The sequence below is a fragment of the Achromobacter spanius genome (assembly GCF_002966795.1).
GTDB classification, from domain to species: Bacteria; Pseudomonadota; Gammaproteobacteria; order Burkholderiales; family Burkholderiaceae_B; genus Achromobacter; species Achromobacter spanius_D.
Window position 1 is genome coordinate 3,553,243 of record NZ_CP023270.1, and the last position, 12,864, is coordinate 3,566,106.

The 12,864-nt window shown below is 66.5% G+C and carries 13 protein-coding genes; 12 read left to right on the forward strand and 1 reads right to left on the reverse strand.

The features are described from left to right. Positions 1 to 41 precede the first annotated feature (41 nt). Positions 42 to 1,010, forward strand: coding sequence for a Bug family tripartite tricarboxylate transporter substrate binding protein (locus CLM73_RS15940; RefSeq protein ID WP_105239257.1), 969 nt, complete (start codon positions 42 to 44; stop codon positions 1,008 to 1,010). Positions 1,011 to 1,048: 38 nt separating this feature from the next. After that, on the forward strand, positions 1,049 to 2,005 hold the full coding sequence (locus CLM73_RS15945; protein ID WP_105239258.1) for a tripartite tricarboxylate transporter substrate binding protein: 957 nt from the start codon (positions 1,049 to 1,051) through the stop codon (positions 2,003 to 2,005). A gap of 39 nt (positions 2,006 to 2,044) precedes the next feature. On the opposite strand, the gene CLM73_RS15950 is transcribed toward CLM73_RS15945, so the two are convergent. Continuing rightward, complete coding sequence (locus CLM73_RS15950) at positions 2,045 to 2,965, reverse strand: LysR substrate-binding domain-containing protein (protein WP_105239259.1); 921 nt, start codon at positions 2,963 to 2,965, stop codon at positions 2,045 to 2,047. Positions 2,966 to 3,094: 129 nt separating this feature from the next. Between CLM73_RS15950 and CLM73_RS15955 the strand changes: the two genes are divergently transcribed. The 10 genes from CLM73_RS15955 to CLM73_RS16000 all read left to right on the forward strand — a co-directional run bounded on the left by CLM73_RS15955 (position 3,095) and on the right by CLM73_RS16000 (position 12,695). Next, the gene (locus CLM73_RS15955; RefSeq protein WP_105239260.1) at positions 3,095 to 3,754 is read left to right on the forward strand and encodes an RraA family protein; all 660 of its coding nucleotides are present in this window, start codon (positions 3,095 to 3,097) and stop codon (positions 3,752 to 3,754) included. Positions 3,755 to 3,795: 41 nt separating this feature from the next. Next, on the forward strand, positions 3,796 to 4,476 hold the full coding sequence (locus tag CLM73_RS15960; protein ID WP_105239261.1) for an RraA family protein: 681 nt from the start codon (positions 3,796 to 3,798) through the stop codon (positions 4,474 to 4,476). A 110-nt stretch (positions 4,477 to 4,586) separates the two neighbouring features. Continuing rightward, a complete protein-coding gene (locus tag CLM73_RS15965) occupies positions 4,587 to 5,462 on the forward strand; it encodes an NAD(P)-binding domain-containing protein (RefSeq protein WP_105239262.1) in 876 nt (291 codons plus the stop codon). Between the two features lie 59 nt (positions 5,463 to 5,521). Continuing rightward, the gene (locus tag CLM73_RS15970) at positions 5,522 to 6,487 is read left to right on the forward strand and encodes a Bug family tripartite tricarboxylate transporter substrate binding protein (protein ID WP_105239263.1); all 966 of its coding nucleotides are present in this window, start codon (positions 5,522 to 5,524) and stop codon (positions 6,485 to 6,487) included. 37 nt (positions 6,488 to 6,524) lie between these two features. Beyond that, entirely contained in the window at positions 6,525 to 7,196 is a 672-nt protein-coding gene (locus tag CLM73_RS15975; RefSeq protein WP_105239264.1) for an RraA family protein, read from the forward strand. A 2-nt stretch (positions 7,197 to 7,198) separates the two neighbouring features. Then, positions 7,199 to 8,251 (forward strand): NAD(P)-dependent oxidoreductase, encoded by a 1,053-nt coding sequence (locus CLM73_RS15980; RefSeq protein WP_105239265.1) that lies wholly within the window; start codon positions 7,199 to 7,201, stop codon positions 8,249 to 8,251. Positions 8,252 to 8,348: 97 nt separating this feature from the next. Continuing rightward, complete coding sequence (locus tag CLM73_RS15985) at positions 8,349 to 9,008, forward strand: GntR family transcriptional regulator (protein WP_105239266.1); 660 nt, start codon at positions 8,349 to 8,351, stop codon at positions 9,006 to 9,008. A gap of 214 nt (positions 9,009 to 9,222) precedes the next feature. Next, positions 9,223 to 10,698 carry an aldehyde dehydrogenase gene (locus CLM73_RS15990; protein WP_105239267.1) on the forward strand — a complete coding sequence of 492 codons (1,476 nt, stop codon included), beginning with the start codon at positions 9,223 to 9,225 and terminating at the stop codon, positions 10,696 to 10,698. Between the two features lie 38 nt (positions 10,699 to 10,736). Further along, positions 10,737 to 11,768 carry a Bug family tripartite tricarboxylate transporter substrate binding protein gene (locus CLM73_RS15995; RefSeq protein ID WP_105239268.1) on the forward strand — a complete coding sequence of 344 codons (1,032 nt, stop codon included), beginning with the start codon at positions 10,737 to 10,739 and terminating at the stop codon, positions 11,766 to 11,768. An 18-nt stretch (positions 11,769 to 11,786) separates the two neighbouring features. After that, positions 11,787 to 12,695, forward strand: coding sequence for an NAD(P)-dependent oxidoreductase (locus CLM73_RS16000; protein WP_105239269.1), 909 nt, complete (start codon positions 11,787 to 11,789; stop codon positions 12,693 to 12,695). The last annotated feature ends 169 nt before the right edge of the window (positions 12,696 to 12,864 follow it).

The following is a 12,864-nucleotide window of genomic DNA, read 5'->3' on the forward strand; positions in this document are numbered from 1 at the left end:
ACGCCATCGAGCAAGAGGGAGGGTTCAACAAGGAGACAAACATGCGCTTTCCCATCAAGCGTTGGGCGTGCGGCGCCCTCGCATCCGCGTTCAGCGCGGCCGTCATGGCGGCCGCGCCGTATCCGGACAAGCCGATACGCCTCATCGTGCCGTGGCCCGCGGGCGGCTCGGCGGACACCATTGGCCGCTCGCTCGGCGATGCCTTGGGCAAGCGCCTGAATGCGACGGTCGTGGTCGAAAACGTGGCGGGCGCTTCCGGCACCATCGCGACCACCCAATTCGCCCGTGCCGCGCCGGACGGCTACACCCTGCTGCTGGCCAGCAGCTCGGCCAACGTCTCGGCGCCCAACCTGTATGCCAAGGTGCATTTCGACCCGATCAAGGACTTCACGCCGATCGGTGAAGTCGCGCTGGTGCCCAGCGTGCTCATCGTCCCCGAGAACTCGCCGTTCAAGCGTCCGGCCGACATCGTGGCGGCGGCGCGCAAGCAACCCGGCAAACTGACCTACGGGTCCGGCGGCACCGGCAACTCGGGGCATCTGTCCGGCGAACTGTTTCGCGCCATCAACAAGATCGAGGTCACGCATGTGCCGTACAAGGGCAACAACCCCGCCCTGACCGACCTGATGGGCGGACGGCTGGACTACATGTTCGACAACGGCGCGATTGGCCACATCCAGAGCCAGCGCGTCCGCGCGTTGGCCGTTGCCGCCGACACGCGGCTCAAGGCCATTCCCGATGTGCCCACGTTCGAGGAATTGGGCATGGCGGGCATGCAACTGACCACGTGGTTCGGCCTGGCGGCGCCGGCCGGCACGCCCGCGCCCATCGTGGACAAGCTGAGCAGCGCCCTGAACGCCGTGATGTCCGATCCCGCCTATTCGCAACGGCTGATCGCCATGGGGGCCGAATTGCGCCAAAGCACGCCCGCGGCGTTCACGGCGTTCTGGGCAGAGGAACTGGACCGCTACCGCCAACTCATCCAATCCGCAGGCATCCAGGTCAATTGACGCGCAAGGGCGCATTGCAGCCAATCAAGGAGACAAGCATGAAAGCAAACGCATTTCAGCGGATTCTGTTGGCCGGGGCGATGGCCCTGGCGGCCGGCGCGGCGCATGCCGCCTGGCCGGACGACCGTCCGATCGAACTGGTGGTGGGATTTGCGCCTGGCGGCGGCACGGACGTGATGGCGCGGCTGGTGGCCCAGCACATGGAAAAGCGCCTGGGCGAGAAGACCCGGATCATCGTCATCAACAAGCCCGGGGCCGGCGGCGAGATCGCCGTGCGCTACGTCGCGGCGGCCAAACCCGACGGCTACACGCTGGGCATGATCAATGCGCCGGGCTTCGTGTACCTGCCCGTCAGCAAGGGCGCGAAATACAAGCCCGAAGACATCCGGCTGATCGCCCGTCTGGTCGACGACCCGCTGCTCTTCATCAAGCGCCGCGGGTCCAACGCGCCGGACGACCTGCCGGCGCTCGTCAAAAAGCTGAAGCAGTCGCCCGAATCCCTGTCCTTCGGCCATAGCGGCGACGGCACCACCGGACATCTGGCCCTGATGGACATGGAGCGCAGCCAGAGCGTGCGAGGCACCAGCGTGCCTTTCAAAGGCGGCGGCGACATCCGCCTGGGGATCCTGGGCGATCACATCGACTACGGCCTGATCACCGTGAGCGAGGTCCCGGAACTGATCGACCCCAAAGGCCCTTTCGAGGCCATCGCCATCGCCAGCGACAAGCGCCACAACGCCATCCCCACCGCGGTGGAATCCGGGGTGGCGCTGCGATATTCGTCCGAGCGCGGCATGGGCGGCCCGGCGACCTTGCCGGACGCCATCCGCGACAAGCTGGAGCAGGCGCTCCAGGACACCCTCAAGGACCCCGCCTTTCTGGCCGCATCGGGACGCGACTCGGCAGTGCTGGCCTTTCAGCCGGGCGAGGAATGGCGGGACAGCCTGGCCCGGCAGACACGCGCCTTCCAGCAAGAGGCCGCCGCGAAAAAGTAGGCGTCTGATGCCAGGCAGCGCTTGCCGCGTCCCCTGGCATCACCCTTCCGGACGCCGCTTGCGATACGTCTTTTCAAGCCACTGCACCGCCACCTCGACCAGCGGGTGAAACCGCGCGGCATTCCACGCCAGCGCGGCCGTGACCACCATGACCTTTTCCTTCAACGGCCGGATGACGACGTTGGCAGGCGCCAGCTTTTTCATCGACGCCGGCACCAGCGCCACGCCCTGGCCGCATCCCACATAGGCGACCTGCGAAGCCACCGACCGCACCTCGTGCAGCACGCGGGGCGTGAAGCCGTGGGCGCGGCAGATCGCGGTGAGCATGTCGAAATACACCGGGCTGACCTGCCGGGACGACATCACAAGCTGCTCCGCCGCCAACGACTGAAGACGCACGCGAGGCAGCGCCGCCAGCTTGTGGTCGTCAGGCAGCGCCACGGCCAACCGGTCCTCGGTCAACGGCAGCGTCGAGATGCCCTCGCCGACGTCGCCATCGATGCGCACGAACGCCATGTCCAGTTCCCCCGACAGCAGCGCCGGCACCGCCTCGACACTGTCGATCTCCCGCACGAAGACCGTCAGGCCCGGGTGCGCCCGCTTCAGCTCATTGAGCAGCGGCGGAACGGTGTCCAGCATTGCCGAGGTGATCGCGCCCACATGCAGCACGCCCGACTGGCCCGACGCGACCTCCCGCACGACGCGCTCCAGGTGTTCGACCTGACCGGCAAACTGGCGCACGGCGGGCAGGATCGCCGCGCCCGCCGCCGACAACTGCGTGCCCCGGCGCGAGCGTTCGAAAAGCCGGAGTTTCAGCGATTGTTCCAGCACCTTGATCTGCTCGGTCAGCGGCGGCTGCGACATGCCCAGGCGCGCCGCTGCCCGTCCGAAGTGCCGTTCCTCGGCCACTGCCAGAAACATCCAGAGTTGCCGTATCAGCCTGAAGTCGATCGTGCTCATCCCATGCCCTCATCGCCGTTTGCGCGCTGCCGCGCTGATCCTGAAACCGTATCACAGAGATACTTGAAAACGATTTTATCTATCAAGACATGGTTCAGATAATGAAGCCTTCACTCAGGAGGTTTCCCCATGTCCCAAGCAGCCACGCTCGATCGCCTTGCCTCGCTGGATACCAATACCGTCTCGGACGCCCTGGACTTTCTGGGACTACCCGGCGCCACCTACGGCCTGCGGCCGCTGTGGGACTGCCCGAAGATCGTCGGCCGCGCCAGCACCATCCAGCTGGGTCCCAAAACGGACGCCAAGCCGGCCGTGCATCTGATCTCGCCCGTCATCGATGCCGTTCAGACCGGCGACCGCGTGCTGGTGATCGCCGGCGGCGCCGAGGGCATTTCCTGCTGGGGCGACATCCTGGCCAACGCGGCGCGCGCCAAACACGTGCGCGGATCGGTCATCGACGGCCTGAGCCGCGACATCGAAGGCAGCGAATCGATCGGCTATCCCGTCTATGGACGCGGCGTGACGATGATCAGCGCCCGCAACCGCGTGATCCAGATCGATGCCGGCAAGCCCGTGCAGATGGCCGGCGTCACGGTGCATGAAGACGATTACGTCATCGCGGACCGCTGCGGCGCGGTGTTCGTGCCCGCGGCCCGCATCGATGAAGTGCTGGATCTGGCCGAACGCATTGCAAAGCGGCAGGACGGCATGGTCGCCGCCGTGCGCGCGGGCCGCTCGGTCGCCGAGGTCATGCACGACAAGGAATTCGAAGCCATCCACGCGAAGTGATCCGACGCACCTTCACTGCCCCACTCACCAAAGGAACGACGATGACAAACCCCAAGAAAGCCGCTGCACACGACCAGGAGCTGGTCGCCCTTTTTGAAGGACTGGATACGCCGGGCGTGTCCGACGCCATGGACAAGCTGGGCCTGCACGGCCAGGCGCTGGGCATCATGCCGCTGGACAACTATGCCCGCCCGGTTGTCGGCCCCGCCTTCACGGTCAAGTACGTTCCCGCCGCGACGCCCGCCGGCACCGTCGGCGACTTCATCGATGACGTCGCCGAAGGCGACATCGTGGTGATCGACAACGATGGCCGCACCGACTGCACGGTGTGGGGCGACATCATGACGCAATACGCCGGGCTGCGTGGCATCGCCGGCACCGTGATTGACGGCGTGTGCCGCGACGTGGGCAAGGCGCTGGGCGACGGCTATCCGGTTTTCAGCGCCGGCCGCTTCATGCGCACGGGCAAGGACCGGGTGGAGGTGGAATCGGTCAATACCACCGTTGCCGTGGGCACCGTGCGTGTGGCCGCGCGTGACATCGTGGTGGCCGACGCCAACGGCGTGGTGATCGTGCCGCGCGAGCGCGCTCGCGACGTGGCCGAGACCGCGCGCAAGATCGAAGCCGTGGAGGCCGCGATCCGCGAGCGGATCAGCCAGGGCGCGACCATTCGTGAAGCGCGCGCCGCACTGGGCTACCACCTGCTGCAACGGAAGGCCTGATTGTTTTTTTAATGTACTTTGTTTGTGAAAAAACCTAGGGTAAACACCTTCTTTTCCCGCGTAACTTGCCGATCTATAAACACGTATTGTTTTTTTAATGTGTTTTTAAGATGAAAATCGCACTGATTGGATGCGGAGAGGTCGGCCATTGCTACACCCGGGCCTGGATCGCCGCAGGACATCGCATCGTCGGCATCTGCGACCTGCGCTCGGATGCCGAAATGGCGGACCGCGCCAAGGCCGCGGACGCGGCCTTGCATGCCGAACCGGGCGCCTGGCTGGCCGAGGCCGACGTCGTGGTCTCGGCCGTGTACGGCTACAGCGCGGCAGAAGTCGCCGCGCAAGCCCTTCCCCACATGCGCGCCGGCGCCGTCTACGCGGATTTCACCACCGCCAGCGCGCCCGACATGCAGAAGGCAGCCGCGGCGGCCGCCGCAAGCGCCATCCCTTTCATGGACGTGGCCATCATGGGAGCCATCGCGCTGCTGGCCGAAAAAACGCCACTGCTATGCGCCGGCGAAGGCGCGGCCGTGGTGACGGCGCTTGGCGAAAGCGCGGGCGCCACGGTCCGGATCATCGAAGGCAAGCCCGGCGACGCCGTGCGCCTGAAGCTCCTGCGCAGCATCATGACCAAGGGCATGGAAAGCCTGGCCGTCGAATGCCTGGTGGCGGCCGAGCGCATGGGTCTGCGCGAATCGCTGTACGAAGTGCTGGCCGACATCGACCGCACGCCGCTGACGGCGTTCATGGACTCGTTCGTGCGCTCGCACGTGCTGCACGCGCCGCGCCGGCTTGCCGAAGTGCGCGAAGCCCGCGACCAGCTGCATGAAGCGGGCCTTGAGCCGCTGGTCCTCGATGGCGTCGAACAGCTCTTTGCGCGCTCCACCCGCGGCATCGAGGCCGCGCGCGCCAAGGGCGAAGCCCCGGCGCCCGACACGGTCGAAGCACGCCTTGCCTGGCTGACCACGCTGGCCCGCCAATCCTGACATCCCCACCGCGCCACAGAGCGCGGACTGAATCTGCATATCACTTCGTGAGGAAGACAATGAAACTGTTCAAGCAACTGCTGGCCGCCACGCTCGTGCTGGGCTGCGCCACTGCCCACGCCGCCGACCTGGGCAAGGCCCCGATCACGCTGATCTCGCCGTTCCCCCCCGGCGGCGGCACGGACACCCTGACGCGCATGATCGGCAGCGCCATCAGCCAGGACGCCGGCTGGAACATCGTGGTGGAAAACAAGCCCGGCGCGGGCGGCAACCTCGCCCTGGACGCCACGTCGCGCGCCCAACCCGACGGCCACACGCTGGTCATGGCGCAGACTGACAACATCGTGCTGAACCCCTGGCTCTACAGCAAGCTCAGCTACGACACCTTCAAGGACTTCAAGCCGGTCGGCCCCGTGGCGTCTTCGCCCAGCGTGTTCGTCGTGGTGCCCGATTCGCCGTTCAAGACCATCGCCGACGTCGTCAAGGCCGCGCAGGCGCGTCCCAACCAGGTTTCGCTCGGCATTCCCGGCATCGGCGGCACGGGCGACCTGACCGGCTACTTGTGGCGCAAGGCGGCAAACATGGAACTGATGCATGTGCCGTACCGCGGCTGGAGCCAGGCCTTCCCCGATCTGGCCAGCGGCCGCATCGACATTTACGTTGGCTCCGTCGCGTCGCTGCTGCCGCAGATTCGCGGTGGCAAAGTGCGTGCGCTGGGCGTCGTTGCCACCGAGCGTTCACCCGCCCTGCCCGACGTGCCGACCTTTCCGGAAAGCGGTTTTCCGACCATCAACCAGTCGATCTGGTGGGGCCTGATGGCGCCGGGCAAGACGCCGGACGACGTGGTCGCCGCGCTGAACAGCGAGCTGCAGAAGGTGCAGTCGAACCCCGAATTGATCAAGAAGCTTGAAGACGCCGGCTACAGCGTCCTCAAGGGCTCGCCCGAAGACCTGGCACGCCGCCATCGCGCGGACCACGACGCCTTCGGCAAGGTCGTGCAGGAAGCCGGCATCCCCAAGCAATGACCCCGAACACATATCCATCCAGCTATCAGGAGCAGTGATGACAGGTTTTGAAATCCACGCCCGCCAGCGCGCGGTCAGCAAGGAACTGGTCGATAAATTCCGCCAGGTGCCGGTCGCCAACGTCAGCGACTGCATGTCGCGCATGACGGCCGGCGGCGCGCGCCTGCGGCCCATGCACGACGGCACGCCGCTGGCCGGCCCCGCCCTCACCGTGCGTACGCGTCCCGGCGACAACCTGCTGGTGCACAAGGCGCTGAGCCTGGCGCAACCGGGCGACGTCATCGTGGTCGATGCCGGCGGCGACCTGACCAACGCGATCATCGGCGAGATCATGACGACCTACGCCGAGTCGCGCGGCATCGCGGGCATCATCATCAACGGCGCCATCCGCGACTGCGGCACCATCCGCCGCAGCGCCTTTCCCGTCTATGCGGCCGGCGTCACGCATCGCGGCCCGTACAAGGACGGCCCCGGCGAGATCAACTGCGTGGTCGCGCTGGACGGCATGACGATCGCCCCGGGCGACCTGATCCTGGGCGACGACGACGGCCTGCTGGCCGTGCCGTACGACCAGGCGCAGGCCATTTTTGAGGCCGCGGCGGCAAAGCACGACGTCGAAACCAAGATGCTGGCGGACATTGCCGCCGGCACGCTGGATACGTCGTGGGTCGACGCCCGCCTGCGTTCGTTGGGTTGCACGGGAGTCTAGCCATGAGCGATGCGGCAGTCAGCAGGCCTCAGTTGCGCGTCGCACGTCTGGATCTGTGGATCGATCCGGTGTTCGACGAGACCATTGCTCAGGACGACTCGCTGGACCTGCGCGTGCTGCCGGCCGATGGCGATGCCGTGACGGCCGCTGGCCTGGCCGGCGCGCACGCGTACCACGTCAGCGCGGCCAAGGACGAAGTTCCGGCCCGCTGGCAGGTGTCGGCGGACCTGCTGGCCCAGTGCCCGCAGTTGCTGTGCGTGTCTTCGGGCGGCGCAGGCTACGACACGGTAGACGTGGCCGCCTGCACCCGCGCGGGCGTGGCCGTCGTCAACCAGGCCGGCGCCAACGCCGCCTCGGTCGCCGAAATGACCTTTGCCCTGCTGCTGTCGCTGGTCAAGCGGCTGGGCGAATCGGAAGCCGCGCTGCGCGCGGGCACCGCCGTCAGCCGCGAGGCCCTGATGGGCCACGAGATCGAGGGCCGGGTCATCGGCATCGTGGGCATCGGCGAGATCGGACGCCGGGTGGCGCGCATTGCGGCGGGCTTCGGCTTGCAGGTCATTGCGTATGACCCGCTGCTGACGGACGCGCAGATCGCCGAACGCGGCGCGGCGCCGGTCACGTTCGACGCGCTATTGGCGCAGGCGGACATCGTCAGCCTGCACTGCCCGCTGAACACCGTCACGCGGGGAATGGTCGATGCCGCTGCCTTGCGCCGGATGAAGCGCGGCGCGCTGTTCGTGTCCACCGCACGCGGCGGTATCCATGACGAAGACGCCCTGCTCGCGGCGCTGGAATCCGGACACATTGCGGGTGCTGGCCTGGACGTATGGCAGGTGGAACCGCCGCCTCCGCGCAGCGGCCTCCTGCAGCGCCCAGACGTGGCCGCCGCTTTTCACACGGGCGGCGTCACGCACGAAGGCCGCCGCAAGGTGGCGCAGGGTTCGGCCACGCAGATCATGGACATGCTTGCCGGACGCAAGCCGGCGCGGCTGCTCAATCCGGAGGTCTGGCCGCGCTTCCTGGCGCGGCTGGCGGAACACGGGGTGAACGTGTAGAACCCGCGGGCGCGGCGGCCGAAGCCTTGGCGCCCATGGCCCCGCGCGCCGTTGTTATAGTCCCAGCTTCGAAATCCGAGAAGAGCCAAGCCGCGTCATGTCGAGCGCCAGTGATTACGTGTACGGAGAGTTGCGCCGCCGCCTGATGGCCGGATCGTTCCTGCCCGGCGAGCCGCTGCGCGAGGAACACATCGCGACCCAGCTTTCCGTCAGCCGCACGCCCGTGCGCAACGCTATCGAACGCCTGATCGCGGACGGCCTGGTCACCCGCGAAGGCCGGCGCGGCGCGGTCGTGCTGGGCTGGCAGGATCGCGACATCGACGAAGCCTTCGAGCTGCGCATGCTGCTCGAGCCCTATTCCGCCAAGACCGCCGCCGAGCGTGCCACGCCCGAGCAGATCGACGAACTGGAACGCATCAACCAGTGCATGCTCGACGCCGTCAACTCTGGCGCGCCCGACCACGTCGCCCAAGTCCAGCACTACAACAACCTGTTCCACCACGCCCTGCTCGAAGCCGCGCAATCGGCGCGGGTGCGGTCCCTGGTCGAAAACCTGCTGGACATGCCGATCATCATCGGCTCGTTCTACTTCTACGGCCGCGACGACATGCTGCGCAGCGTGGACCACCATCGCCAGATCATCGCCGCCATCCGCGCGCGCGATCCCGAATGCGCCGAGATCGCCGTGCGCTTTCATCTGGCGGCGACCCATCTTTTGTTCCGGTCGCATCGCAAGGACGGCAAGACGGGCGGGTAAACCCTCAGCCGCATAGGCCCGCCCCTGCGCCCAGTCCGCGCCGGGCGCGGCCCCACTACACGCCACGATTCGCTATCACTGAATTCGCAATTCCGTATTGGACGCGTGCAACACACGGCCCCAGACTTTGCGCATGGCACGAAGCGGCACCCGCCGGACTTACCGGCCCCGCTTCGCAAGAAGAATCCCCTCATGCCAATCGGAGACCGTGTCCATGCAGCGTTATGGCTTGTTCATCAATGGTCAGAGCACCCCGCCCGCGCGGGGACGCATGATCGCCACCCACAACCCGTACACGGGCGAAGCCTGGGCGGAAATCCCCGACGGCTGCGCGCAGGACGTGGACCGCGCCGTGAAGGCGGCGGAACACGCCTTTGAACAGACGTGGCGCCATACGCCCGGCATCAAGCGGGCGCAGTGCATGCTGCGGCTGGCGGAACTGATCGAACAGAACGCCGACCGGATGGCGCGCATCGAATCCACCGACAACGGCAAGATCATCCGCGAAACCCGGCCGCAGATGGTGTGGGTCGGACGGCAGCTGCGCTACTACGCCGGCTATGCCGACAAGCTTTATGGCCAGCAAATTCCGCTGGACCAGCCGGACACGCTGGACTACCTGAGCCTGGAGCCCTTTGGCGTGGCGGCCCTGATCACGGCCTGGAACTCGCCGCTGGCGCTGCTGGCCAACAAGCTGGCGCCGGCGCTGGCCGCCGGCAATTGCGTGGTGGTCAAGCCCAGCGAACACGCGTCCGCCTCGACGCTGGAATTCGCCAGCCTGGTGCAGGCGGCGGGCTTTCCGGACGGGGTGTTCAACGTGGTCACGGGTGGCGCCGATACCGGCCGCGCGCTGGTTGAACATCCCGGCATCGCGCTGATCAGCTTTACGGGCAGTCCCGGCGTGGGCGCCGAGATCGCCTCCCTGGCGGGCCGGCGGCTGACGCCGGTAAAGCTGGAGTTGGGCGGCAAGTCGCCGAACATCATCTTTGAAGATGCCGACCTGGACAAGGCGATCGTGGGCGCGCTGGCCGGGATCTTTGGCGCGACGGGCCAGACCTGCGTGGCGGGATCCCGGTTGCTGGTGCAGCGCAGCGTGATGGACCGTGTTCTGCAGCCGCTGATCGACCGTGCGCGCAAGATCCGGCTGGGCAATCCGCTGGATACGGCGACCGAGATGGGCACAGTCGCCAACCGGCCGCAATTCGACCGCATCCTGGCGACCATCGACCGCGCGCAAGGCGCCGGCGCCACGCTGGCTTGCGGCGGCAAGCGGGCCGAAGGTCCGGGCTTGGAGCTCGGCTACTTTATCGAGCCGACCATTTTCTCGGGGGTCGACAATGACAGCGACCTGGCGCAGGAAGAAGTCTTCGGGCCGGTGCTGGCTGTCATTCCCTTCGATACGGAGGAGGACGCCATCCGTATGGCTAACGGCACGCGTTATGGCCTGGCGGCCGGCCTTTGGACGCGGGACCTGAACCGCGCCATGCGGGTGTCGCGCGCGATGCGGGCAGGCTCGGTCTGGGTAAACACGTACCGCGCCATCGCGGCCCAGGCGCCCTTTGGCGGATTCAAGCAATCGGGCATCGGCCGCGAGCGGGGCGAAGCCGGGCTGCGCGAGTTCCTGACCACCCGCAACGTGATGATCGATTTTTCCGAAGCGGTCCGAGACCCCTTCGCCATACGGACCTGAGCCAATCGAGCTCAGGCCAACCTGCCAAAGGAAGAGACATGAACGCAAGAAAACTGGAGCCTCGGCCCGCGAGGCGCCGCGTCCTGCGCGCCGCCTTGACGGCGCTCGTGGCGGCGGCCGCCCTGCCCCTGTCGCACGCGGCGCATGCGACGGCCGCGTGGCCGACGCAGCCGATCCGCATGGTGGTGCCGTTTCCACCCGGCGGTTCGGTGGATACGGTGGCGCGCACGTTGGGGCAGGCTTTGCAGGAGGCGCTGGGCCAGCCGGTGATTATCGAGAACAAGCCGGGCGCGAGCAGCGTGCTGGGCGCCCGGTATGTGAAACAGGCGGAGCCGGACGGCTACACGCTGCTGCTGAATGCGTCGCTGCAGGTGGCCAATCCGCTGCTGCTGGATACGGTGACCTACGACGCACTGAAGGACTTCGCGCCGATCACGGAGATCGGCGCGCAGCCGCAGCTTGTGCTGGTGCGTAAGGACAGCCCGTACCAGTCGCTGAAGGATCTGGTGGCGGGCGCTAAGGCGAAGCCGGGCGAACTGACGTGGGCGATCGCGGCTTACGGAGCGGCGGGCCATCTGGCGTGCGAGCTGGTCAACGAGCAGGCGGGCGTGAAGATGGAGGTGATTCCGTATCGCGGCGGCGGTCCGGCGCTGGTGGATCTGATGGGTGGCCAGGTGACGGCGATGACGGAGCCGATGGCGTCGGCGTATCCGCACGTGAAGGACGGCAAGCTGCGGGCGCTGGCGGTGACGAGCAGCCAGCGCGTGGCGGCGATTCCGGACATTCCGACGGTGGCGGAGGCGGGTTACGCGGGGTTCGATATGCCGAGCTGGTATGGGATCTGGGCGCCGGCGGGGACGCCGCAGGCGGTGATCGATAAGGTGTACGCGGCGACGCAGCAGGCGTTGCAGAACCCGGCGGTGAAGGCGAAGTTCGAGGCGTTGTCGTTCATCCCGGTGGGGTCCAGTCCGCAGGAGTTCGCGGCATTTCAGGCGAACGAATACAGGACCTACGAGAAAGTGATCAAGGCCATCAAGGCGCGGGGCGCGAATGCCGCGCCGCGTACCTGAACAACAAGGAGACATGGCATGGAACAGAACGGATCGGAGATCCTGGGGTTTATCGGGCTTGGCGTGATGGGCGGGCCGATGTGCGCGAATCTGCTGAAGAAGAGCGGCCGCAAGGTGGTGGCATACGACTCGGTGCAGGCGGCGGCGGATGAGGCGCAGTCGCATGGGGCGGAGATTGTCGACGGCGTGGCGCGGGTGGCGGAGAAGGCGGATATTGTCTTTCTGTCGCTGCCTTCCATTGATCAGGTGGAATCAGTCTGCGAGGCCATGCTGGCGGCGGGGCGCCGGCCGTCGCTGGTCGTGGACATGAGCACGAGCAACGTGTCGCGCACGCGGGCGCTGGCGGAGCGGTTGAAGGTGGAAGGCATTGCGTTTCTGGATGCGCCGGTGGCGCGCACCAAGCAGGCTGCCGTGGACGGGAAGCTGTTCATCAGCGTGGGTGGGGCCGAATCGGACTTTGCGCGGGTCGGTTCCTATCTGAAGTGCATGGGTAGCGATGTGCTGCATTGCGGGGAGGTGGGAAGCGGGCAGATCGTGAAGATTTTGAACAACTACATGGTGTTTATGACGGTCAATGCGCTGTCCGAGGCGATCACGATCGGCCGGCAGGCTGGGATGGACGCGGAGAAGTTGCTGTCGCTGTTGTCTCAGGGGTCGGCTGACAGTTTTGTGTTGCGCAACCATGGGATGAAGTCGTTGGCCAAGGATGACTTTCCGGAGAAGACGTTTCCGATGACTTACGCCATCAAGGATTGCTCGTTGGCGCTGGATTTGGCGAAGGAAGGTGGATTCAGTCCGCGGATCGGGGCGTATACGCATGACATGATGTGCCGGGCGCGGGATGCGGGGTTTGCGTTGAACTATCACCCTGCTGTTATTCAGTTGATCGATGGGCGTGTGAAGGTTGAATTGCCTGCGGGGGTTTGAGTTGGGGATTTGATCTGATCACGTGGGCTGACGGCTTTTTTTGCGTGTTTGGCTGGCTCAGGGTGTGGTTCTGTTGACGCCCGGCGCGGCGGCGGCCTGGGGCGCGCGGGGCTACGATTGCGGTCCGGAGCCTTCGCTCCGGACTGCCCCTTCGTCATCTTCGTTGTCG

Bases quoted from the DNA above. Each gene is read 5' to 3' on its own strand.
- CLM73_RS15940 (WP_105239257.1), top strand. From the start codon at position 42: ATGCGCTTTCCCATCAAGCGTTGGGCGTGCGGCGCCCTCGCATCCGCG.
- CLM73_RS15945 (WP_105239258.1), top strand. From the start codon at position 1,049: ATGAAAGCAAACGCATTTCAGCGGATTCTGTTGGCCGGGGCGATGGCC.
- CLM73_RS15950 (WP_105239259.1), bottom strand. From the start codon at position 2,965: ATGAGCACGATCGACTTCAGGCTGATACGGCAACTCTGGATGTTTCTG.
- CLM73_RS15955 (WP_105239260.1), top strand. From the start codon at position 3,095: ATGTCCCAAGCAGCCACGCTCGATCGCCTTGCCTCGCTGGATACCAAT.
- CLM73_RS15960 (WP_105239261.1), top strand. From the start codon at position 3,796: ATGACAAACCCCAAGAAAGCCGCTGCACACGACCAGGAGCTGGTCGCC.
- CLM73_RS15965 (WP_105239262.1), top strand. From the start codon at position 4,587: ATGAAAATCGCACTGATTGGATGCGGAGAGGTCGGCCATTGCTACACC.
- CLM73_RS15970 (WP_105239263.1), top strand. From the start codon at position 5,522: ATGAAACTGTTCAAGCAACTGCTGGCCGCCACGCTCGTGCTGGGCTGC.
- CLM73_RS15975 (WP_105239264.1), top strand. From the start codon at position 6,525: ATGACAGGTTTTGAAATCCACGCCCGCCAGCGCGCGGTCAGCAAGGAA.
- CLM73_RS15980 (WP_105239265.1), top strand. From the start codon at position 7,199: ATGAGCGATGCGGCAGTCAGCAGGCCTCAGTTGCGCGTCGCACGTCTG.
- CLM73_RS15985 (WP_105239266.1), top strand. From the start codon at position 8,349: ATGTCGAGCGCCAGTGATTACGTGTACGGAGAGTTGCGCCGCCGCCTG.
- CLM73_RS15990 (WP_105239267.1), top strand. From the start codon at position 9,223: ATGCAGCGTTATGGCTTGTTCATCAATGGTCAGAGCACCCCGCCCGCG.
- CLM73_RS15995 (WP_105239268.1), top strand. From the start codon at position 10,737: ATGAACGCAAGAAAACTGGAGCCTCGGCCCGCGAGGCGCCGCGTCCTG.
- CLM73_RS16000 (WP_105239269.1), top strand. From the start codon at position 11,787: ATGGAACAGAACGGATCGGAGATCCTGGGGTTTATCGGGCTTGGCGTG.